This window comes from Promicromonospora umidemergens (genome assembly GCF_024171995.1).
GTDB lineage: Bacteria > Actinomycetota > Actinomycetes > Actinomycetales > Cellulomonadaceae > Promicromonospora > Promicromonospora umidemergens.
This window is the reverse complement of sequence record NZ_JAMTCT010000016.1, coordinates 33,201-54,862: the sequence shown is the minus strand read 5'-3', so window position 1 is coordinate 54,862 and position 21,662 is coordinate 33,201. Positions and strand designations below refer to the sequence as shown.

Genomic DNA, 21,662 nt, shown 5'->3' with positions numbered 1-21,662 from the left:
GCGCAGACGGCCTACGGGAAGATGGGCTCGCCCTCGCCCTCGTCCCCGCCTTCTCCCTCACCGTTGCCGTTGCCGTTACCTTCGCCTTCGCCTTCGGGGGGACCGGACGAGAGCACCAGGTTGATGGTCGCGCCCTCCTCGACCGTGGAACCGGGACCCGGGTCGGACCGGATCACCTGTCCCGGCTCCGGGAAGACAGCGGACGGCTCTCGGGACGCCTCGACGCAGGTGATCTTCACGCCGGTACACGCGACCTGCGCTTCCTCATACATCTGGCCGTAGAGATCGTTGGGGACCTGCGTCTCTTTGGGCTCTGGTGCGGTGGCGAGGAAAACGGTGACGAAGGACCGCTGGTCGACGTCCCCGGTGGGGTCGGTGCCCACCACCAGTCCCTCGTCGATCTCCTCGCTCGGCTGGTTCTTGAACTCGTAGCTCAGGCCGATCTCCTGGAGCTTCTGCTCGGCGGTCTCTCGCGACTCGCCTGCGAGGTCGGGAACGGTGACCTGGCCGGTCGAGAGATACAGGGAGACCTCAGCGCCCTCCTGCACAGTCTGCCCGGCAGTGGGCTCGCTCTTGGTCACGGTGCCCTCTGCGACGTCCGGGCTGTTCTCCGACTCGGTGCCGGCGACCGTGAGGTTGTCCTCCTCGAGCCGGCTCCGGGCGTCGCTCTCTGACATCCCGCTCACGTCGGGAATCGTCACCTGGCCAGGAGCGCCTGCCACGAAGACGGTGACCGTCGAGCTCGCGGAGACCTCCGACTCGGCCGCCGGATCGGTCTCCCCGGTGGTCCTCCCCTCCTCGAGGTCCGACTCCTCGTCGATGGCCTGCTCGTACGTCAGCCCGGCCGCCTCGATCTGGGCGCGGGCATCCTCAGCGGTCAGGCCCTCCGCGATCGTGGGCACCGGCACGGTCGTCGGCTCCTGGTCGCCCGCGTTCTCCATCGCCATCGCGATGGCGATGGCCGCGACCGCCGCCAGGGCGATGCCGAGCAGCCACCACATGAGGGCCTTGCTCTTCTTCTCGGGCTCCTGCTGGTTGGCGCGGGTGGGCTGGCCGGGGTATCCCCCGCCGGGCGTGACCGGGCTCTGCTGCGCCGTCGCCGGACCCCAGTTCGCCTGGGTCGGCGACATGACCTGTGTGGCGCCGTAAGCGGGCTGGCCGGAGACCTGCGTGGCGCCCATCATGGCGCCCACCATCGGCGCACTGATCTGGCCGCCGCGCATCGCGGCCTCCAGGTCGCGCCGGAACTCGGCCGCCGTGCTGTACCGCTGCTCGCGGTCCTTCGTCAGCGCCATGAGCGTGATGCGGTCCAGCACGTCGGGGACGTCGGTAGCGACCTCCGACGGGCGCTGCGGCTCCTGGCCGACGTGCTGGTAGGCGACCGCCACCGGCGAGTCGCCCTGGAACGGCGGGCGGCCCGTGAGCAGCTCGAACAGCATGCAGCCCGTCGAGTACAGGTCGGAGCGGGTGTCCACCTGCTCGCCACGGGCCTGCTCAGGGGAGAGGTACTGCGCGGTGCCGATCACGGCGTTCGTCTGCGTCATCGTCGCGGCGGAGTCCGCCATGGCGCGCGCGATGCCGAAGTCCATCACCTTGACCGCACCCGTGGGCGTGATCATGACGTTGGCGGGCTTGATGTCGCGGTGCACGATGCCCGCGTGATGCGAGTACTCCAGCGCGCTCAGCACGCCGACGGTGATCTCGACGGCCTCCTCGATGGGCACGGCGGCGCCGTCGATCAGGATGTCGCGGACCGTGTGGCCCTCCACGTACTCCATGACGATGAACGGCACGTGCACGTCTTCGCCGGCGGCGTTCTGGTGGATGTCCTCCCCCGTGTCGTACACGGCGACGACCGCAGGGTGGTTCAGCGCGGCGGCGGACTGGGCCTCGCGTCGGAACCGCACCAGGAAGGACGGGTCGCGAGCGAGGTCCGAACGCAGCACCTTGATCGCCACCGTACGACCGAGACGGGTGTCGTGGCCGATGTGTACCTCGGCCATGCCGCCACGGCCGACAAGCTCGCCGACCTCATAACGGCCGGCGAGTACGCGGGGCGTGTTCTCCACCACTCATACGTCCTTTGATGTCATGGCCGTCTGCCTCAGGGCATACGGCTCGTTGAAAAGCATCATCCCAGAAGCGGCGAGCGCGGCCGCTGCCGGGGGATTCAGCGTTTCGGCGTAGATTTCGGAGGAACCCCACGGCTCCCGCAGAGCGCTGTTGTCGCCGTTTCCGGTGACCAGCGTGATGATGAGCACCGCAAGCAGCAACGCGACCAGTGCGACGAGCGGCCAGGACACGCGGACGCCGATTCGGTCCTCGATCCCACCCACCCAACGTTGTATGTCGGACGACAAGTTCCGTCTCTTCCCAGGGTGCCCCCCGGACCGCCCTTGCTGGGGGACCCTTCGCCCGTCCTGGCGTGTCGAGTGCACCTCACGGCGTGACGGGTAGGACCTCGTGCCGTTCGACGCGCCGTTGCTCGCTCCGCTGCCCGACGGCGGCGGGACGTACCCAGAACCGTGGGGACGGCCGTAGGCGTCGGTGCCGTACGTGCCCGACGTGGTGCCGTACCCCGACGAGTCCGAGCCGTACCCGGAGGAGTCCGTGCCGTATCCCGACGAGTCCGTACCGTACGGTCCTGATGGCGCCGGGCCACCGTTCGGCGTGCCCGGCACAGGCGAGTACGGACGCCCGTAGGCGTCCGTTCCATAGCTGCCCGACGTCGTGCCGTACCCGGCAGAGTCGGAGCCGTGCGCGCCCGAGCCGTAAGGCCCGGAGCCGTAGGGCCCGGAGCCGTAGCCGCCGGCAGGCGTGCCGGAGCCGTAGCCGCCCGCGGGAGTGCCCGATCCGTAGCCGCCCGCAGGCGTGCTGGAGTCATGACCACCGGACGGTGTGCCCTGGTCGGGGCTGGGCGGCGCGGACTGCGCGTTCGCGACCGTGGTGTGTCGCCCGCCGCTGTTCTGACCGAACGGTGCCTGTCGGCGCGCGTGGGACGGCCCGGGCTGCACCGCGGCGCCGCTCCGGCCGTTGCTGGGCCGTTGCGGGCCGGCCGGCTGGCCGTCGCGGCGGGTACGGCGCGCGAAGCGCGAGCTGCCGAACGGGTCTTCCGCGATCTCCGCGGCGAGCACGTCGAGATGCCGCGCGAGCTGGTCCGCCGAGGTGATGCGTTGCGCCGGGTCCTTCTCCAGCATCTTCGTGATGGTCTCGGCAAGGCCCGGGTGGACCGACGTCGGCAGCAGGGGCACCGGTGCGTTGACGTGGGCGATCGCGATGTCGACCGGCGTCCTGCCCGTGAACGGTCGGCGACCGGCCGTGGCCTCGTAGGCGACGACGCCGAGCGCATAGATGTCGGACGCTCCGGTGGCCGACTGGCCGACCGCCTGCTCGGGTGACAGGTACTGCGCGGTGCCCATGACCATGCCGGTGGCAGTCATGGGCACCTGGTTCTGCGCCACCGAGACACCGAAGTCGGTGATCTTCACGGTGCCGGAGTGCTCCAGCAGGATGTTGCCCGGTTTCACGTCGCGGTGCACGACCCCGGCGAGATGAGCGGCGTGCAGGCCGCGGGCCGTCTGTGCCAGGATCGGGAGGAGCCGGGCCGGCGGGAGCACCGGCTCCCGTTCGAGCAGGTCCGCGAGCGGCTCGCCCAGCACCAGCTCCATGACGAGGTAGCCGGCTCCGCGCTCCTCGCCGTAGTCGAACATCTGCGCGATGTTGGGATGAACGAGGGTCGACGAGTTCCGGGCTTCCGTGCGCAGGCGACGAAGAAAGTCCTCGTTGCCCGTGTACTCCTCGCGGAGCACCTTCACGGCGATCTCGCGCGCGAGCTTCTCGTCGCGCGCTACCCAGACCTCGCCCATACCGCCCATGGCGATGCGCCGCACCAGCGTGTAGCGCTCACCGAGCGACAGACCCTCGACCGGCCTCATTTCGAGATCGCCGCCTGCATGATCTGCGCGGCGATCGGGCTGGCGAGGGCGCCGCCCGTGGACTCGTCGGTGGACTGGCCCTCGTTCTCCAGCACGACGGCGACGGCGACCTCCGGGTCGTCGGCCGGTGCGAACGACGTGAACCACAGCGTGGGCGACCGCGGGTCGTCCTCGGCGGTGCCGGTCTTGCCCGCCACCTCGACACCCGAGATCTGCGCGCCGGTTCCGGAGCCGTCGTTGACGACGGTGACCATCATCTCGGTGAGCGCGTCAGCCGTGGACGACGAGAACGGGCTCTTGTAGCGGTTCGGCTTGGTCTGGCTGACGAGCTCGAGGTCGCTGTCCCGCACGCTCTGGATGAGGTAAGGCTCCATGAGGTCGCCGTCGTTCGCGATGGCGGCCGACAGCATGGCGACCTGGAGCGGCGTCATGCGCAGGTCACCCTGGCCCATGCCGGAGAGGGCGATGCGGGCGGCCGAGTCGTCCGTGGCGGTGTCGGACAGGCCCGGGTAGGCGCCGACAGAGGTCGACATCGGGATGTCGATCGACTCGGTGAAGCCGAAGTCCTGGAACATCTGCTGCATGCCGTCCTTGCCGACCTCGTTGGCCAGGGCGAGGAAGGCGGTGTTGCAGGAGATCCGCAGGGCATCCTTGAGCAGCATCGAACCGCTCGGGTCGCAGCTCGTGCCGCCGTAGTTCTGCACCATGCCACCCTCGCCGGTCGTACCGGGAAGCTGGTAGACGTCCTCCGCCGGGATCGAGGTGTCCGGAGTGATCCCGTTGTACTCGATGGCGGCAGCCGTGGTGAGCAGCTTGAACGTCGACCCGGGCGGGTAGGTGGCGTTGATCGCGCGGTTGATGGTGGGCCCGTACGGGCTGAACCGCTCCTCGCCGTCGATGGAGTTGACCTGCGGCTTGTCGTTGATCAACGCCGTAGAGGTCGCCGTGACCTCGGCCGCGTCGTGCACGGCGAGCGCGTTCGGGTCGTACGACGGCTTGGAGACCATTGCCAGGATGGCTCCGGTCTTCGGGTCGAGGGCCACGGCAGCGCCGATGTTGTCACCCAGCGCGTCCCAGGCGGCCTTCTGCACCTTGGGGTCGATGGTGAGCTCGACCGAGGAGCCCTGCGCCTCCTCACCGGTGATGAGGTTCTGCAGGCGGTCGAGCCACAGCGAGTCGTCCTCGCCCGCGAGGTAGCTGTTCGCGTACCGCTCCATGCCGGTGACCGTGCCGTTGATGGCGAAGTAGCCGGTGACGGGCGCGTAGACGCTGGCAGCGCCGGCGTCACCCTCGGAGTACGTGCGCTGGTACTTGAAGTTGTCGTCCACCGGCACGGAGGTGGCGACCGCCTCACCGCCGCTCACCACGATGGGGCCGCGGTCCCGTGCGAGGGCGCTGTAGATCCCGCGCACGTTCCTCGGGTGGTCGTTCAGCTCGCCCGCGGCCACGAACTGGATCCAGCTCGTGGACACCATGAGGGCCAGGAACATGACCAGCACGACCGTCGACAGGCGGCGGAGGGTCGCGTTCACCGGTCCACCCCCCGGATGATCTGCGTGGAGTCCTCAGGCATCGTGCCACCGCCGGCACCGGCCTCGGTCTCCGCCTGGACAGGGCTTCCGCCCCCTACCTCGATGGCGCCGCCGCCCACCGCGGCGGGTGCCGGGTCGGCCAGGGCGCCACGGGTCGGCAGGGCCGAGGGCCGTCGGGCGGCATCGGAGATGCGCAGCATGAGTGCGATGACTATCCAGTTCGCGAGCAGGGACGATCCGCCCTGGGCCATGAACGGCAGGGTCAGACCGGTGAGCGGGATGACGCGGGTGATCCCGCCGACCACCACGAAGAGCTGCAGGGCCATGACGAACGCGAGACCGCCGGCGAGCAGCTTGCCGAAGCCGTCCCGCACGCCGACCGCGTGCCGCAGGCCCCGCTGCACGATCACCAGGTAGATCAGCAGGATCGCGAGCAGCCCGGTGAGGCCGAGCTCCTCGCCGAGGGAGGCGTAGATGAAGTCGGAGAAGGCGAACGGCACGTACTGCGGGTAGCCCTCGCCCCAGCCTGCGCCGAACATGCCGCCGTAGGACATGGCGAACAGGCCCTGGACCAGCTGGTACGACGGGCCGTCCATGAGGTCGGGATTGAGCGCGTCCAGCCAGATGTTCACCCGCAGCTGCACGTGGGTGAAGATCGACCACGCCGCGACGGCGCCCCCGGCGAACATCACGAGACCGATGACTATCCAGCCGACCCGGTCGGTGGCGAGGTAGAGCATGCCGACGAACAGGCCGAAGAACAGGAGCGACGTACCGAGGTCCTTCTCGCCGATGAGGACCGCGAGGGACACGGCCCAGACGATGAGGATCGGGCCGAGGTCGCGCAGGCGCGGGAGCTGCAGTCCCATGAACTTCTTGCCGGCCAGTGCCAGGGTGTCGCGGTTGGCGACGAGGTAGCCCGCGAAGAACACGGCGAACGCGATCTTGGCGAACTCGGCCGGCTGCGCCGAGAAGGGACCGATGAAGATCCAGATCTGCGCGCCGTTGATCTCGCGGCCGAGGCCGGGGACCAGCGGGAGGATCACCAGCACGATGCCGACGATCATCGCCGTGTACGTCAGGCGACGCAGGCTGCGGTGGTCCTTGATGACAAAGAGGACCACGCAGGCTACGACGATCCCCAGCGCCGTCCACATGAGGTGGCGCGACGCGTTGGCGCCGTCGATGTCGACGAGGTCCTGCCGCAGGATCGTCGCCATGCTCACGCTGTTCAGCAGGACCACCGAAGGCAGGATCACCTGGTCGGCGTAGGGCGCGCGCAGCCGCAGCACGATGTGCGCGGTGAAGGCCAGCGCGGCGAGCACTATCGAGTAGGTCCAGAACCCCTCGGGCAGGCTGTCCTCGAGCGAGTAGCCGACCATCCACATGCCGCCCATGCCGAGCGCGAGCGCTACGACGATCAGGACGGCTTCCGCCACGCGGGACGGGGCGTTCTCCTCGGGCCGGAGCGCGCTCATCCGTTCTTCTCCTGACCGGAGTCGTTCGAAGTCCTCTCGGACTTCGGCGAAGAGCCACCGTTGGGCTCGTCACTCGTGGTGGGAGTGGAAGTCGGAGTCGACGTGGGAGCAGAAGTGGGCGACGGCGTCGGCTCGGGCTCCTCGGTCGCGTCCTCGATGAGGCGGTCGGCCCGCCCCCGGGCGTCCTCGAGCGACGTGGCTCGGATGCTCTCGTTCACGCGGTTGGCGACGAAGTCGGGCAGCTCGTCGACACGCGTGCCGGTGAGCTCGACCGGGGTCGAGAAGGTCAGGGGGCCCGCCGTCGCCGGGATGCCGCGGAACACGGCGACCTGGCCGTCCGACTCGCCGACGTAGTACTGGGTCTGCGTCCAGCGAAAGCCGGCCCAGCCCGCCAGCACGAGGCCCACGACGAGCAGCAGTGCACCGAGCACGGTCAGCCAGACGCGCTTCTTCGGCGGGGTCTCCTCGTCGTCGGCCTCTCCGTCCAGGTCGTCGTCGGGCTGGATGTCCGGCTGGTACTGCTCCTCCTCGGACCCGCCCGCGAGCATCGCCTGCTCCAGCGTGTCGGCGAGCCCGTCCTGCGCCACGGCGTCGGGCAGGACGCTCACCGCGATGGGCGCGGTGGCGGGCTGGCTGCCCCCTGGCACCGTGGACCTGGTGAAGCCGGTCACGGTGTCGCCATCGATGTCGGAGCCCGGCAGGGAGGTGGGCGAGGCCTGGTCGCCGCCCCCAGCGGTCACGCCGGCGAGCGCGGCCGAGCCGACGATCTCCGGGGTGACCGTGGCGGCGGTCGTGGCAGCGGCCGCCTCGTCGAGGACGTCGGCCACGACGACGGTGATGTTGTCGGTGCTGCCCGCACGCATGGACATCGAGACGAGTCGCTCGACGGCGTCCTGCGGGGTGGTGATCGAGACGAGGACCCCGGCGATCTCGTCGTCGGGCACGAACCCGGACAGACCGTCGGAACAGAGCATCCAGCGGTCGCCGGGCACGGCCTCGCGGATCGACAGGTCGGGCGTGAGGTCCAGGTCGAAGTCGCCGAGGACCCGCATGACGACGTTGCGCTGCGGATGGCTCTCCGCCTCGTCGGGCGTGATGCGGCCGGTGTCGACCAGGTGCTGGACGAAGGTGTGGTCCACGGTGACCTGCGCGAGGGTGCCGTCGCGCAGCAGGTACGCGCGCGAGTCGCCCAGGTGGGCCATGGCCAGCGTGTTGCCGGACTTCAGCAGCGCCGTGACCGTGGTGCCCATGCCCGCCAGGTCCGGGTCGGCCGTCGTCGCGTCGACGAGGTCCTGCCTCGCGCGGTCGATCGAGCGTTCCAGCTGGGACATCGACTGGTCGGAGCTGTGGTCAGGGCGGTCAAGAGCCACCAGGGCAGCGATCGTCAGCGCGGACGCGACGTCGCCGCCGGCGTGCCCGCCCATCCCGTCGGCCACGACGAGGAGGTTGGGCCCCGCGTAGGCGGAGTCCTGATTGTTGGAGCGGACGAGGCCGACGTCGGAACGCGCGGCATACCGCAAGGTCACGGTCACGTGATGGTCATCCCTGGAGCTCGACGACGGACTGTCCGATCTGCACGCCCACACCCGGAGCGAGCGGGATGATCCCCTGCACGCGCTCCTCGCCGATGTAGGTGCCGTTCGTGGAGCCGAGGTCCTCCACGAACCACTGGCCGCCCTGGGGGAAGATCCGTGCGTGGCGCGACGACGAGTAGTCGTCGTCGAGCACGAGGGTGCAGCTCGGCGCACGTCCGATCAGTACGCCGGACGACGTGAGCGGGATGGTGGTCCCCGTGAGCGGGCCCGCCACCACGACGAGTCGCGAGGGGCCGCCGCGCTGGGGAGCGCGGGGCGCGCCGCCACCGGGGGTCGGCGCCGGGGCCGGACCCGCGAGCTCCGGTCGGCGCCGTCGGCTGCTGGGCGTGCGTGGTCCGGCCAGGTCGCGCCGGAGCACGGCGACGGCGGAGAGCACGAACACCCACAGCAGCACGAGGTAGCCCAGCCGAAGCAGGGTGAACGTCAGCTCGCTCATGTCGGGATTTTCACCAGTCCTCGTTGTCTGCACCGGATGCGCTACCGGTCCAGAACATGATGCGGGTACGGCCGATGGTCATCGTGTTGCCATCGAGCAGGGTCGCGGCCGGAACCTGGTGACCCTCCACGTACAGGCCGTTCGTCGAGCCCATGTCGGTCGCCACGACGCCGTCCGGCGTCACGCGGATCTCCAGGTGGCGCCGGGACACGCCCGGGTCGTCCACCACGATGTCCGCCTCGGCGTCGCGACCGATGACGGTCACGGGGCCGGTGAGCAGGTACCGCTGGCCATCGATGTCGATGAGCGGGTGCCGGCCGGTCGGCGCGCCGGACGTCGCCGGGGCGACGCTTCCCTGCACGCTGCGTGATCGCACCGTGAAGCGGCCGGGTACCAGCTCGTACTGCTCGTCGAACGTCACGCTCACGGGGCCGACGAACGCATAGTGCTGCGTCGCGGCGTACGCCGTGATGTTGGACGCGAGCTCGTCGGCGAGGGTCTGTGCACCCCACGCCTCGATCTGCGCGAAGTCGTCCGGAGCGAGCTCGATGGTGAACTCGTTCGGCGCGACAGTACGGTCGCGTCCGACGACCGCGGCACGGTCGTCGAGCTCGCGTCGCAGCCTGCTCGCCAGTTCGACCGGCTTCACCTCGCCACGTCCCACCTTGGCGAACGCGTTGTTCATCATGCGCTCCACGCTCTTCTCGAAGCGGTCCAGGGCGCCCATGCCACCTCCTTCCGGGTCTGCGCCGGGCAGACTACCTAGATCGTATAGACCGGTAGGTCCCCGCAGACTCCAATACTGTGGATGTCCTGCGGATCTTCTCCGATCTTCCCTCAGGTGGCGCGGTGAAGAGAGGTGTGGGCGGATCCGCACGCTACCGGACCTGCGGCGGGACGTGAACCACTTCACGGTTATTGGATTCGGAGTGTCCCTCTGTGCCGTGCTAGCCTCATCCAGCAGCGCGCGAGTGGCGGAATAGGCAGACGCGCACGGTTCAGGTCCGTGTGCCCGAAAGGGCGTGGGGGTTCAACTCCCCCCTCGCGCACGTTGTGAAGAAGGCCCCGACTCATCGAGTCGGGGCCTTCGTCATGCCCGGACCCGGGCCGTCCCGGGCGTCTGACATGAGCACTTCTCCCCAGCCGGCTCGCCATGAATCGGCTGAGTCTCCCGCCCGGATCGCTCCGGGCGGGAGATTCTTGGCAGTCAGGACCCGCAGGTCAGCGGATCGCGGCCGTCCGGTAGCTCGCCACCGACTTGGTCGTGTAGCCGGTGCGGGAGCCGACGACCGTGACCGTCAGCCGCTTGCCCCGAGCCTGCGACGGGATGACGAACCGGTTGCTCGTCCGCAGATCGAGAAGCACGCCGTCCGCCCTCCACAAGTACGTGACCGACGACGGCGTGGGCGACCACGTGCCACGGCCGACCGTCAACGTCGAGCCGACCCGCGTCGTCCCCGTGATCGTCGGCCGCTGCGCTGTGAACGTCCCGGCTGCGACCTTCGCGGTTGCCTCCTTCGCCACCGACTTCGTCGTGTACCCGGCTCGCGACCCCGTGACCGTGACCGTCAGCCGCTTGTTCCAGGCGGAGGGAGGCACCACGAACTTGTTGCTCGTCCGGGTCGCGATCGTCGTTCCGTTCGCCTTCCACACGTACTTCACCGACGACGGCACGGGCGACCACGCCCCACGGTTCACCGTCAGCGTCCTGCCGACCTTCGCCGTGCCCGTGATGGTCGGCCGCGGTGCCGTGAAGGTCCCGCGGGCGACTACTGCCGTGGGCGCGCTCGACGACGAGCTCCGCCTGTAGTGCTCTTTGAAGGCCCCGACCCGCACCGTGATCGTCTTGCCCGCCGCGGACGCCGGAACGGTGAACGTCCTCGTCGTCGCACCGGTGACGACCTTGCGGTCGGCGTACCACGCGTACCAGAGCTTCGTGGGGACCGGCGACCAGGTACCCGGATCCGCGGTCAGCTTCGAGCCGACCTTCGCCGTCCCGGTGATCGTCGGATCCGGCGTCGCGGTGAAAACGGCCGGGAGGACCCAGACCGTTCGCCTCAGGCGGGTGGGGAAGAAGCCGTAGCCGCCTCGGTACCTCATCATCATCGGGTACTCGCCGGGAACCAGCTCCTCCTCGTGGCTGATCCCGATATCGGCATGACCGGTCTCGCCGAGAACCATGCTGGACCCGAACGGCGTCCCGTTCTCATGCTCGATGTCGACGGTTCCGACCGGGACGGGACCGGTGGAGGACTCGGGACCGATGGAGGACACTGCGGTCCGGATCGAATCGGGCATCTGTCCGTAGCGCCACGACGTCGGCAGGTCGCTCCAGATGTCTGTCGACCAAGGCCGCAGCACCACGACGTCCGCCGTCAGTGATGCGGCGTCCGCAGCACCCCAGCCCTCATATCGGACGTGGACCGTGTAGGAGCCCTGGCGGAGCTGGAGACTGTCCAGACACACGCGATCGACACCGCTGGTCGCGTAGTCGTGCTCCGGGTGGCCGTCGACGGTGATCGCGACGTCGTCGTGCGGCGACCACCGAGGTGACCCGTCCTCTGTCGCCAGATCGAAGCACAACGTGTCTTCCGAGGTCGCCGGCCAGCTCGTCGGGCCTGACGCGGTGATGACGACCGGGCTGGGCTCTGCGAGGTCGAGGCTGGTGCGCACGGCAGTGGTCACGTACGGGGAACCGAGGAACGTGACGTCGACATCGTAGGTGCCGACCTGCTCGTGGTCGGGTAGCGCGAACACCGCTTCTCCGGTCCCGCCGAAGGCGCCGGCAGCGGCGACCTCGCTCGTCCGCCCGTCCGGGGCCTGGACGTTCAGCGTGACCGTGCCATCCGCGGGCGTGCCGTCTGCCAGGGTGGCCGTCACGTCGAACCTCACCGTATCCGTCACGCGCGGCACGCGGTCCTGCGGGGCGTCGTTGTCCACCACGACCTCGACCGGGATGGCGTCCCCGATCATGATCGCCCAGTGGATCCCGTGTCCGGTGTCTCCTCCGACCGCTGAGAAGGCGGCACGGTCAGCAGGTACTCCCGGTAGCGCGGAGTTCTCCGAGTCCATGCCCCAGCTCATGATCGTGCCGTCGTCGAGGGCTGCTGCGCCCTGGCCGTCCTCCATCGCGGTGAGCGAGATGATCGACCGACTCGGTGGGGCAGCGGCCAGCCGGCCGCTCGCCGAGGAGAGCACCCTGCCGTCGGCCGTGGCGGCAAGGACGTCGCTCCGGCCCATGTCGATACCGATGAAGCGTGTCCCCGACGGTGGCCTGATCACCTTCGCTGCCTCCTCGGCGCCGCGCCCCTCGCAGTACACGTAGGCGCCGTCGCTCCGGAGCGCCGCCCACCTGTACATGCTTCCGCGCGCCGAGATGGCCGTGTAGCTAAGACCCGGTCCGGGAACGAGCGCATCCGTGCAGGTGGCTGGGTCGCCCGCGGGGGCCTCCAGAACGCCGTCGGAGCGCAGGACGTACAGGCCGGCGATCGCGGTGTACGTGGTCCCGTCCGGCGGTTCCATGACGTGCTGTCCGTCCTGCGACACGACGGCACCGTCCGACCGTAGCAACCGCCCGCCGCGGTTAGACATGGCAGCGACCGCGACGTAGGTCATGCCGTCCGGCGGCACAGCCGCCTGTGGGTCGGCCAGTGAGGGGTCGACGACTCGCCCGTCGCTGCGGAGGATCAGAAGGTCTGACCCGTCGGTAGAGATGGCGGTTGCGTGCACACCGTCGGGGAACGCGGCCGGCACACGCTGGCTGCTCGCGGGGTCGTAGGCTCCCGCACGGTCGCCCCACGCAACCACCTGCCCGCCGTGCCCGCTCGGCATGCCCTCCTGCACGAAGGCGGGGTCAAGGGACTCGGTGGCCGTCGGGACCACCGCGGCAGGAAGGCCTGCCGGTGGACTTTCGGCACGGGCAGGCGCGGCACCGGCAGTGGTCGTCGCGAGGCCGAGCACCAGCCCGGACGCGATCAGAGAAGCACAGGCCCGCCGGGCCGAGGGAAGGTACCGCCGAAGTACTGGGGTCGGCATCGAACGCTCCAGCAGAATGAGGCGCATGATCCATGCGCGGACGACAGGTCGCGCGACTCTATCGACGGCATGCCCGCATTCCCGTCGAAATCATGACGTAATACTCGTAATCACCCGGGCGAAGTGTCGCCCATCAGCACCGCGCACGCCATCGTCCGTCCAGTGGCGCGGGCGAGCTCCGACGGCTCAGGCCTATGGCCAGATCTCCAGCCGCCTCGGCTGCCCGACGGCGGTGGCCCGGCCCGGCGGGAAGCGGCCGTCCGCGCCCGGCGTCACCGAGCCCAGCACGCTCGGAAGTCGCGCACCGGTAGCGCCCGGCAGCACACCGGGCAGCCCGTACCAGGTGTGCCAGCCCAGCACGGCGAAAGCCAGCGCCTCCTTGGCCTGGCCCGGCACGCCCAGCGCGTCGGACGTGTGGACGCTGACGCCGGGCAGCTCTGCCCGGAGCGCCGCCAGGAGAACCGGGTTGCGGGTGCCGCCGCCCGAGGCGACGACCTCGGTGGCGGTGTGCCGGACGGCGTCCGCCACGGTGCGGGCGGTGAGCGCGACGAGGGTGGCGAGCAGGTCCTCCGGCGTCGGCGGCGTGCGGCCGAGTCGAGCCAGCAGGTAGTCGAGGTGGAACAGCTCCTTGCCCGTCGACTTCGGCGCCGGCCGCGCGTAGTAGGGCTCGTCGAGCAGGCGTGCGAGTAGCTCGGGGAGCACCTGTCCGCGGGCGGCGAGAGCGCCGTCGGCGTCGAAGGTGAGGCGGCCGTTCGTGACGTGGTGCGTCGCGGCGTCCAGCAGGGCGCAGGCCGGACCGGTGTCGAAGGCGAGCGGGGTCGTCTCTTCCCCCAGCACCGTCACGTTCGCGATGCCGCCGAGATTGAGGGCGACGGCGGTGCCGGGCCGGCCGGCCAGCCACAGCGCGTCGAACAGGCTCACCAGGGGAGCGCCCTGGCCGCCCGCAGCGACGTCGCGGGTGCGGAGGCCCGAGACGACCGGCAGACCGGTGGCCTCCGCGATCCACGCGGGCTCGCCGAGCTGCAGGGTGCCGAGCACGACCCCGCCGTCGGGCGGCGCCCAGTGGAAGACGGTCTGCCCGTGCGACACGACCAGGTCTGCGCGTCCGGCGCAGAGCTCTGCGACCGCTCGCGCGGCGACGTCGGCGAAGGCCTGCCCGATCCCCGTGTCGAGGCGGCACACGGTCTCCAGCGTGGCGCCGGCCGGGGGCAGCGCTGTCACGAGCGCGGACCGCAGGGCCGGCGGGTAGGGGGCGGAGAGGTGTCCGAGCGGCGTCAGCGTCAGCGTGTCGCCCACGAGCCGAAGCTCGCACGCTGCGGCGTCGACGGCGTCGTGGGACGTGCCGGACATGAGCCCGACCACCCGCAGCGGAGGTGATATATGCGCAGGTGATGGCTGGTTTCTGGGTATCGGTTTCCCCATCGGACCGACTCCTCCGGTCGTGTTTGAGCCAGTGTTACCCCCTTGGCCGCACTTTGCGCCACAATCTCCACCATGCTCGACGTCTCGATCGCCCCAGCTCCGGCGCCGGACGCGCCGTTCGAGGACCACATCGAATGGGCGCGCAACGCCCCTGCTACTCCTCTGACACCCGCGGCGCTCTTCACCGGCGGGCTCACCGACGCCCCCGTGGACGACCGTCTCACGATCGACGCCCCGGGCTGGGACTACCCCGTTCTCGCCCGCGAGATCGTATCCAGCTCCCGTGGCGCCGTGCTCGACATCGGCACCGGTAACGGTGACTTCTTCGCGGGCCTCGGCCCGCTCCCGAAGGGTTCGGCCGCCACGGAGACGGGGCCGGCCTTCCTCGCCGCCCGACGTCGCCTGGAGCCGCTCGGCGTCGACGTGCGCCGCGCCGAGCCGTCCTGGACGGGCGATGTGCTGCTGCCGTTCTTCGACGGTCAGTACAGCGTCGTGCTCAGCCGGTTCAGCACCATCGAACCCAACGAGGTGGGCCGCGTCCTGGAGCCGGGCGGGACCTTCCTCACCGAACAGGTCGACACGCGCGACGGCATCGTCCTCAACCGGGCCCTCGGCGTGCCGCTCGGCTGGGACCCGGACGCCGTCACGGTCGACGTCGTCTCCGACGGCCTCGTCGCCTCCGGTCTCGAGATCGTGAACGCCACCGAGTACGCAGGCACGCGCACGTTCAAGGACCTGTCCTCCGTGCTCTGGTACCTCCGGATGGCGGCGTGGCAGGTGCCCGGCCTCGCCGACCTCAGCCCGGCCGCCGTCGCTCGGCACGAGGCAGGGCTGCGCGCGCTGCACATGCACTTCGCGACGGGCAACGAGCTCGTCGACGAGGCGCCGCGCATCCTGGTCACGGCGCGCCGCCCGTTCTGACCGCACGGTGACAAGCTCACCGACCGACGCCGAGCAGGTCCGCCACCACCTCCGCCATCGCCGCCGGTGGCACGTCCGTCCCGTGCCCGGGCAGGGTCACACGACGTGCCGCCGGCAGCACCGCCGCCAGCGACTCCGCGGCACGCGTGACGGATACGGTGCTCGCCGTACCGTCGACCACGACCACCGGCTGGCCGATCTGGTGCCACAGGCCCATCAGGGCGCGGCGGCCCAGGGTGACACCGGCGAGTATCCGGCCGTCGTAGGCGATGGTCGGGGCGATCGCCTCGAGGCCGGCCCACGAGGACGACTCCCGCATGCGCGGCAGGAGCCCGCACGGCATGCCGACCACGTCGAGGAACAGCTCGACGGCGCTGCCGGGGTCGCCCACCTCGACGCAGATCTCGACCCCGGCGATCATCCGGGGATCGGTGGGCGGCTCGCCGCTCGCGACGTCGTACGTCGGCTCGTAGCAGAGCACGCCCGTGACGTCGGCCCCGAGGTCGGCTGCCGCACGCAGCGCGAGGAACGCGCCGGAGGAGATACCGAGCAGGGCAGCCGGACCCGTGACCTCCAGCAGGGCGGCGATGTCGTCGATCTCCCGGTCCACGCTGTACGGGGAAGTGTCGCCGCTGGAGCCGCGGCCGCGCCGGTCGTAGCGCAGCGTCGTCGCCCGGTCGCCCAGTGCGCACGCCACGGCGAGCGTGACGGGCAGGCGGTGGGCGAGCACGCCGTCGACCACCACTATCGCGGGCGCCAGACCGGGGGTCGGTCCGGTCAGGTCGTACGCGATCCGCGTGCCGTCTGCCGACGTCGTGAAGGAGTCGACGGTGATGGTCGTCATGCAGGGCAGACGGGTCGGCGCCCCAAAAGTCGTCGCTCCGACAGGTGCTCGAGGCTATCGACCTTGCGCCTGATTTCGCCGCGAGGAAAAAACCTGGGCGCCCGTCGACTCGAGGCGTAAGTTCGTGGGCACATGAGAAAAGGAGGTGATCCGACGCAGTGATTTCACATCGGACCCATGAGGTGGTCGCGCGCTAGTCGCGTGACGCGCAAGCGTTTCGCGCCGACGCCGGTCGGGTGGCTCAGCACGGGGCCTTCCTGATCTGCCAGGCGCAACGGGACAAGGTGGCGAGATTCTCGCGACCACCGGAGCCCGCGGGTGCCGTGCCCTCGTCCAGCACGGCTGACACAAGTCGCCCCGCGGGCTTTCCCGCGCCTCCGGGCGGAGCTCGGTGTGTCCTCGGGCACGTGCCGGAGGACGTTTCACCCCACCACGCCCGGCTCAGTGACGGTCTGCCGATTACGGTGTGGGGATGACCTCCGCGTCGCCCGGCCGGCTGGTCGTCCTCACCGGGGCTGACGGTCGCCTGGGATCCAGGCTCGCCTTCCGCGTGGCAGCGGCGGGCGGTCGCCAGCGCCTGCTGGTCACCGGCCAGGGCGTGGTACCCCGGCTGCCCGACGGCGCGTCGCTGCCGGAGACGGAGATCGTCGCCGTCCAGGCCGAACCGGGTGCCAGGACTCTGACCAGGGCGTTCGCCGGCGCCTACGCCGTGTTCCTGGTTCCGGGCAAGGAGCGCCCCGGACGGCTGGCCAAGCATCGCGCGGTCATCGACGCGGCGGTGCTCGCCGGCGTGCGGCACGTGGTCTACGTGTCGTCGGTGGGCGCGGGGCCCGACGCCGTGGCGTCCGCCGCCCGCGACGACTGGCTCACCGAGGAGTACCTGCGGGGGACCGACCTGACGTGGACGATGCTCCGGATCACGATGTTCCACCGCACCCTGACCTTCGCGGTCTACGACGAGTCGCGCAGGTCCTTGCCGGGCATGGTGCTTCGCGCGCCGGCGGGAGACGGTCGGGTCGCCTCCGTGGCGCACGACGACGTGGCCGACGTCGCCACCGCGGTCCTCCTGGACGAGGACCCGAACCGCCACGCAAGCCGGATCTACCACCTGACCGGCCCGGAGGCGCTGAGTCTCGACGAGGTGGCCGCGGCGCTGTCGACGGCCACGGGCCGGACCATCCGGTACGCACCGCAGACCCTCGACCAGGCACGCTCGCTGTTCTACCGGTCGACCGCCGCCGAGGTCGAGGACTGGATCACGCAGTGCCAGGCGATCGCGGCGGGCGTGCTCACCGGGGTGAGCCCTGACGTGAGGCAGCTGGCGGGGCGGGGGGCGCGGTCGCTCGAGGCGTGGCTCGACGACTATCCGACGGAGTGGGCACACCTGCGGTTACCGTCGGTGAGATGACGAGCCTCTCCCCGGGTCTGGACGACGGAACGACGCCGGAGCTCGCGTGGGAGCCCGACGTGCTGCCGGGCTTCGAACGCCTGACGCTGCCCCTGCAACCTGACGAGGACGAGCCAGAGGTCGTGGCAACCCTGGTGCGGCGCGCACAGATCGCGCCGGACGAGCCCTCGGCGGGTCAGCCCGACGGCGACGAGCCGCGCCGGGGCCTGCACCGGGTGGGCGCCGAGAACCCGCAGGTGGCGCGGCTCTGGGACGAGCTGTCGGAGCTGGGGCGGCGGCTGCACCTGCGGGGTGCGGCGCGCCGGCACCCCGATCCGGTGGACGGCGTGGCGGAGGACACCGAGCCGCGGACCGTCGCGCTCGACCCCGGCATCGACCTGCTGTACGTGCACGGCTGGCTCGACTACTTCTTCCAGACCCACCTCGCGGACTTCTGGGAGTCGTTGGGAGTGCGGTTCCACGCCCTGGACCTGCGGCGTTACGGTCGCAGCCTGCGCGAGGGCCAGACCCCGGGATATGTCCGCAGCCTCACCACCTACGACGAGGAGATCGAGGCCGCGCTCGCTGCCATGGGGCACGGCCGCGACGCAGCACCCGAGCGCAAGCTCGTGCTCATGGGCCACTCCACCGGCGGTCTCGTCGTCAGCCTGTGGACGGCGCGCAACCAGGAACGTGTGGCGGGGCTCGTGCTGAACTCGCCGTGGCTTGAGTTCCAGCCCCGCGAGGCGGTGCGCAAGATCATGGAGCCGGGCATCCGGGTGCAGTCGGCGCTCGTGCCGCGCAGCCAGCTCGTCAACCTGGACCGTGGTCTGTACGCGCGCTCCATCTCGTCACGGTTCGACGGTGAGTGGGACTACGACGTCGCCTGGCGACCCGATGCCGGATGGCGCGCCACGCCGGGCTGGCTCGCGGCGATCTTCCGCGGGCAGGACCAGGTGGCGCGCGGTCTCGGTATCGAGGTGCCCGTCCTGGTGCTGCTCAGCACGCGCAGCACCATCCCGACGCGGTGGAGCGAGGACATGAAGAGCACCGACTCGGTGCTGGACGTGGTCGGGATCGCCCGCCGGGTGCCCGACGTCGGCTCCCTCACCACGCTGGTGCGCATCGCCGGCGGTCTGCACGACGTGACACTCTCCGCGAAGCCCGCACGCGAGCGCGTGTGGCGCGAGGCGGGTCGCTGGTTCCGCGGCTACGTGCTCGGCCAGGCGTAGCGCCGAGCCGCCTGATTCCTCGGTCCTGGGGTATCTGGCGATGATGGGGTCATGGTGAGATCCTGGAGCAGAGGTGCCCACACCGACGTCGGGCACGAGGGGCGATGTGCCATGACAACGCACCAGGAGACCCATCCCCGGGCGCGCCGGGGCGGGCCGTTTCTCGCTCGCAGCGAGACCGCCGCTGGGATCGCTGCGTTCATCCTCGGGATGCTGATCTCGCAGGGAACCGCCGAGGGGGTGACGATCGCGGGCTGTCTCGCCATGGCTGCCGGAGCACTGTTCGGCGGGTTCGGTGCCAGCTGGGGCCGGCTGGCCGTGGCAGCCGGACTGGGGTTCACGCTCGGTTCCGTGCCCTACTGGCTGATGACCGCCGTGGTCATCGTGACCGCGTACGGGTTCTGACCCGGAGCGGGTCCGTCACCAGAACTTCCACCACGGCCGGTCCGCTGACGTCGCCGGCTCGCTCCGGGTGGCCGGCGTCGGGCGGGAGCCTGCCGCCCGTCGGGCCGCCCTTCGCTCCGCGCGGCGGGCACGCCAGCTGCGCACCTCCTCGTCCACGTCCCGCGTGGGGGTGACGACGGGTGGGCCGCCCTGGAGCTGGCGCCGTGCGTCGATGATGCGGGCGTTGAAGTCCGTGACGATCTCCCGCACGCGCTCCTCCATCGCCTCGAGATCAAGCTTGGCGTCCAGCTCCGCGTCGTCCTTGCGGAGCTGGGCCGACGGCAGGACGCCGGTGATGTTCTCGCGCTCGATCAGGCCCTTGAGCCACCAGTCGGGGTCATGGGTGCCGCTCAGGCCAGGGATCGGCTTGCCCTGCAGCGGCAGGTTGTCGAACTCGCCGCGGCGCATCGCCTGGTCGACCACGGTGTCGACGTAGCGGGAACGTTCCTCGACGCTCATGCTGCGGGTCGAGGGCTGGACGGTGACGTCCTCCGGCTCCGCGTTCTCAGGCTCGGCGTCCTGCGCGGCGCTCTCCTCGTCGGACTCCCGGTCCACGCGATACTGCGCGGCCCTGCGGAGCGGGTCGTTGTCTGCGTCGTCGCGCGATCCCTGCGCCATGGAGCCATGTTACGACTTTCACAAGCGGCTCGGAAGGGCCGTTGGCGCAGGCCCCACCGGATGCGGGCATGATGGCCGCATGAAGGTCTCTCGTCGGTCTCTCGTGCCCCCGTTCGCCGTCATGGAGGTGCTCGCCGCCGCGAACGCGCGCCGCGCCACCGGGGCGGACGTGCTCAACCTCTGCGCGGGGGAGCCGTCGACCGGCGCGTCCGAGGTGGTGCGCGAGCGGGCCATCGCGCTGCTCCGTGACGGCACCCTCGGCTACACCGAGGCGATGGGCGTTCCCGCGCTGCGCGCCGAGATCGCCGGCCACTACAAGCGCTGGTACGACGTCGACGTCGACCCGGCGCGCATCGCCGTCACCACGGGCTCGAGCGGCGGGTTCGTGCTCGCCTTCCTCGCGTCGTTCGACGTCGGTGACCGGGTGGCCCTCGCCCGGCCCGGCTATCCCGCCTACAAGAACATCTTGTCGGCACTGGGCTGCGAGGTCATCGAGCTCGACTGCGGCCCGGAGACCCGCTATCAGCCCACGGTGTCGCAGCTCAACGAGGCGTACTACGGCGGAGGGCTCGACGGCGTCATGGTCGCCTCGCCCGCGAACCCGACCGGCACGATGATCACGCCGGCCGAGCTGGCCGCGATCGCCGCATGGTGTGCGGACCACGAGGTGCGCCTGATCAGCGACGAGATCTACCACGGCATCGCGTACTCGGACGAGGTGGCGCAGGCGACGGCCGCGACGTTCCTCGGCCAGGGCGCCGTCGTCGTGAACTCGTTCTCGAAGTACTGGGCGATGACCGGCTGGCGGCTCGGCTGGCTGGTGCTGCCGGACGAGCTGGCCGCGCCGGTCGATGCCCTCGCGGGCAACGTGGCGCTCTCGCCGCCTGCCCTCGCGCAGCACGCGGGCATCGCCGCGTTCACACCGGAGGGTTACGCGGCGGCGGCGGAGAACGTGGCCCGGTACGCGGCGTCGCGCACCCTGCTCCTGGAGCGGCTCGGTGAGCTCGGCTGGCGCCCCGTCGCACCGGCCGACGGCGCGTTCTACCTGTACGGGAACATCTCGGCGTTCGGACTGGACTCCGTCACGTACTGCGCGCGGCTCCTCGCCGAGGCCGACGTGGCGATCACCCCTGGCACCGACTTCGACGGGGTGCACGGGCACGAGTGGGTGCGGCTGTCGTTCGCGTCCTCCCTGGACACGGTGTCGCGTGCGGTCGACCGGATGGTGGCCTGGCACGAGACGCTCTGATCGTCGCCGGCCGCCGGTCAGCTGCGGCGGCGCAGCACCTCGGGGAGCACCACCCACACGACCGCCAGCAGCACGAGGACGCAGGAGCTGACCACTATCCCCTCGGTCCGCCCCACGACGACGTCGAAGACGAGCAACGTCGCGCCGGTGATCACCAGCCCGAGCACCCCGAGGGCTACGCGGGTGAGCCGGTCGCCAAGGGTGACGACGTGGGCCTTCATCTGCTTGCGGAACAGGGACCGGTGCACGCTCACCGGCGCCACGATGAGCGCGGTGGCCGTCACCGACGTCACGACCAGAACCAGGTAGACGATGCGCTGGTAGCTGTCGAGATCGGCGAACCGTGCCTGGAACGGCAGCGTGAGCAGGAACCCCGTGAGGATCTGCACACCGGTCTGCATGACACGGAGCTCCTGGAGGAGCTCGTTCCAGTTGCGGTCGGCGCGTTCGGCGGGTGACTCACTGCGTCCATCGGTTTCCACGGTCCCATTGTGGCGTGATTCGGACGTCGCGGGTGGTCGGAGCAAGAGCCCG

General features: G+C 70.5%; 17 protein-coding genes and 1 tRNA gene. 6 read left to right on the top strand and 12 right to left on the bottom strand.

The window, feature by feature from the left end:
• Positions 1–11: 11 nt before the first annotated feature.
• The 7 genes from pknB to APR04_RS21365 are packed head-to-tail and all read right to left on the bottom strand — an operon-like array spanning position 12 to position 9,703.
• Positions 12–2,072, bottom strand: coding sequence for a Stk1 family PASTA domain-containing Ser/Thr kinase (gene pknB / locus APR04_RS21395; protein WP_253874067.1), 2,061 nt, complete (start codon positions 2,070–2,072; stop codon positions 12–14).
• Positions 2,073–3,935, bottom strand: a complete 1,863-nt coding sequence (locus tag APR04_RS21390) for a serine/threonine-protein kinase (RefSeq protein WP_253874064.1) — start codon at positions 3,933–3,935, stop codon at positions 2,073–2,075.
• A complete protein-coding gene (locus APR04_RS21385) occupies positions 3,932–5,467 on the bottom strand; it encodes a peptidoglycan D,D-transpeptidase FtsI family protein (protein ID WP_253874062.1) in 1,536 nt (511 codons plus the stop codon). The genes APR04_RS21390 and APR04_RS21385 overlap by 4 nt, the downstream gene beginning before the upstream one ends.
• A complete protein-coding gene (locus tag APR04_RS21380; RefSeq protein ID WP_253874061.1) occupies positions 5,464–6,945 on the bottom strand; it encodes an FtsW/RodA/SpoVE family cell cycle protein in 1,482 nt (493 codons plus the stop codon). Before APR04_RS21380 ends, APR04_RS21385 begins: the two co-directional genes overlap by 4 nt.
• Entirely contained in the window at positions 6,942–8,477 is a 1,536-nt protein-coding gene (locus APR04_RS21375) for a PP2C family protein-serine/threonine phosphatase (RefSeq protein ID WP_253874059.1), read from the bottom strand. The genes APR04_RS21380 and APR04_RS21375 overlap by 4 nt, the downstream gene beginning before the upstream one ends.
• Before the next feature lie 7 nt (positions 8,478–8,484).
• Positions 8,485–8,976 (bottom strand): FHA domain-containing protein FhaB/FipA, encoded by a 492-nt coding sequence (locus APR04_RS21370; RefSeq protein WP_253874057.1) that lies wholly within the window; start codon positions 8,974–8,976, stop codon positions 8,485–8,487.
• 10 nt (positions 8,977–8,986) lie between these two features.
• Positions 8,987–9,703 (bottom strand): FHA domain-containing protein, encoded by a 717-nt coding sequence (locus APR04_RS21365; protein WP_020017306.1) that lies wholly within the window; start codon positions 9,701–9,703, stop codon positions 8,987–8,989.
• 238 nt (positions 9,704–9,941) lie between these two features.
• Here APR04_RS21365 and APR04_RS21360 point away from each other — a divergent pair.
• Positions 9,942–10,025, top strand: a tRNA-Leu gene (locus APR04_RS21360).
• A 172-nt stretch (positions 10,026–10,197) separates the two neighbouring features.
• On the opposite strand, the gene APR04_RS21355 is transcribed toward APR04_RS21360, so the two are convergent.
• Both APR04_RS21355 and APR04_RS21350 read right to left on the bottom strand, forming a co-directional pair.
• Positions 10,198–13,011 (bottom strand): hypothetical protein, encoded by a 2,814-nt coding sequence (locus tag APR04_RS21355; RefSeq protein WP_253874055.1) that lies wholly within the window; start codon positions 13,009–13,011, stop codon positions 10,198–10,200.
• Positions 13,012–13,203: 192 nt separating this feature from the next.
• Positions 13,204–14,433, bottom strand: a complete 1,230-nt coding sequence (locus APR04_RS21350) for an anhydro-N-acetylmuramic acid kinase (RefSeq protein WP_301312804.1) — start codon at positions 14,431–14,433, stop codon at positions 13,204–13,206.
• A gap of 72 nt (positions 14,434–14,505) precedes the next feature.
• On the opposite strand from APR04_RS21350, the gene APR04_RS21345 reads away from it, so the two are divergent.
• Positions 14,506–15,354 (top strand): class I SAM-dependent methyltransferase, encoded by an 849-nt coding sequence (locus APR04_RS21345; protein ID WP_253874051.1) that lies wholly within the window; start codon positions 14,506–14,508, stop codon positions 15,352–15,354.
• Positions 15,355–15,370: 16 nt separating this feature from the next.
• Here the strand turns inward: APR04_RS21345 and APR04_RS21340 are convergent, their stop codons facing one another.
• Entirely contained in the window at positions 15,371–16,198 is an 828-nt protein-coding gene (locus APR04_RS21340) for an alpha/beta fold hydrolase (RefSeq protein ID WP_253874049.1), read from the bottom strand.
• A gap of 472 nt (positions 16,199–16,670) precedes the next feature.
• On the opposite strand from APR04_RS21340, the gene APR04_RS21335 reads away from it, so the two are divergent.
• From APR04_RS21335 to APR04_RS21325, 3 genes are all read left to right on the top strand, one after another.
• On the top strand, positions 16,671–17,606 hold the full coding sequence (locus APR04_RS21335) for an NAD(P)H-binding protein (RefSeq protein ID WP_253874047.1): 936 nt from the start codon (positions 16,671–16,673) through the stop codon (positions 17,604–17,606).
• On the top strand, positions 17,603–18,817 hold the full coding sequence (locus APR04_RS21330) for an alpha/beta hydrolase (RefSeq protein WP_253874046.1): 1,215 nt from the start codon (positions 17,603–17,605) through the stop codon (positions 18,815–18,817). The genes APR04_RS21335 and APR04_RS21330 overlap by 4 nt, the downstream gene beginning before the upstream one ends.
• A 111-nt stretch (positions 18,818–18,928) precedes the next feature.
• The gene (locus APR04_RS21325; RefSeq protein ID WP_253874044.1) at positions 18,929–19,222 is read left to right on the top strand and encodes a hypothetical protein; all 294 of its coding nucleotides are present in this window, start codon (positions 18,929–18,931) and stop codon (positions 19,220–19,222) included.
• A gap of 15 nt (positions 19,223–19,237) precedes the next feature.
• On the opposite strand, the gene APR04_RS21320 is transcribed toward APR04_RS21325, so the two are convergent.
• Complete coding sequence (locus APR04_RS21320) at positions 19,238–19,879, bottom strand: DnaJ family domain-containing protein (RefSeq protein ID WP_253874041.1); 642 nt, start codon at positions 19,877–19,879, stop codon at positions 19,238–19,240.
• Between the two features lie 79 nt (positions 19,880–19,958).
• Between APR04_RS21320 and APR04_RS21315 the strand changes: the two genes are divergently transcribed.
• Positions 19,959–21,128 (top strand): pyridoxal phosphate-dependent aminotransferase, encoded by a 1,170-nt coding sequence (locus tag APR04_RS21315; protein WP_253874039.1) that lies wholly within the window; start codon positions 19,959–19,961, stop codon positions 21,126–21,128.
• Between the two features lie 17 nt (positions 21,129–21,145).
• Here APR04_RS21315 and APR04_RS21310 read toward each other — a convergent pair whose 3' ends face one another.
• Positions 21,146–21,610, bottom strand: a complete 465-nt coding sequence (locus APR04_RS21310) for a DUF6328 family protein (protein ID WP_253874036.1) — start codon at positions 21,608–21,610, stop codon at positions 21,146–21,148.
• Between the last annotated feature and the right edge of the window lie 52 nt (positions 21,611–21,662).

Excerpts from the sequence above, each read along its gene's own strand:
- APR04_RS21390 (WP_253874064.1), bottom strand. The coding sequence starts at position 3,935 with ATGAGGCCGGTCGAGGGTCTGTCGCTCGGTGAGCGCTACACGCTGGTG.
- APR04_RS21340 (WP_253874049.1), bottom strand. The coding sequence starts at position 16,198 with ATGACGACCATCACCGTCGACTCCTTCACGACGTCGGCAGACGGCACG.
- APR04_RS21350 (WP_301312804.1), bottom strand. The coding sequence starts at position 14,433 with ATGGGGAAACCGATACCCAGAAACCAGCCATCACCTGCGCATATATCA.
- APR04_RS21345 (WP_253874051.1), top strand. The coding sequence starts at position 14,506 with ATGCTCGACGTCTCGATCGCCCCAGCTCCGGCGCCGGACGCGCCGTTC.
- APR04_RS21330 (WP_253874046.1), top strand. The coding sequence starts at position 17,603 with ATGACGAGCCTCTCCCCGGGTCTGGACGACGGAACGACGCCGGAGCTC.
- APR04_RS21370 (WP_253874057.1), bottom strand. The coding sequence starts at position 8,976 with ATGAGCGAGCTGACGTTCACCCTGCTTCGGCTGGGCTACCTCGTGCTG.
- APR04_RS21320 (WP_253874041.1), bottom strand. The coding sequence starts at position 19,879 with ATGGCGCAGGGATCGCGCGACGACGCAGACAACGACCCGCTCCGCAGG.
- APR04_RS21355 (WP_253874055.1), bottom strand. The coding sequence starts at position 13,011 with ATGCCGACCCCAGTACTTCGGCGGTACCTTCCCTCGGCCCGGCGGGCC.
- APR04_RS21365 (WP_020017306.1), bottom strand. The coding sequence starts at position 9,703 with ATGGGCGCCCTGGACCGCTTCGAGAAGAGCGTGGAGCGCATGATGAAC.
- APR04_RS21315 (WP_253874039.1), top strand. The coding sequence starts at position 19,959 with ATGAAGGTCTCTCGTCGGTCTCTCGTGCCCCCGTTCGCCGTCATGGAG.
- APR04_RS21335 (WP_253874047.1), top strand. The coding sequence starts at position 16,671 with ATGACCTCCGCGTCGCCCGGCCGGCTGGTCGTCCTCACCGGGGCTGAC.
- APR04_RS21380 (WP_253874061.1), bottom strand. The coding sequence starts at position 6,945 with ATGAGCGCGCTCCGGCCCGAGGAGAACGCCCCGTCCCGCGTGGCGGAA.
- APR04_RS21325 (WP_253874044.1), top strand. The coding sequence starts at position 18,929 with ATGACAACGCACCAGGAGACCCATCCCCGGGCGCGCCGGGGCGGGCCG.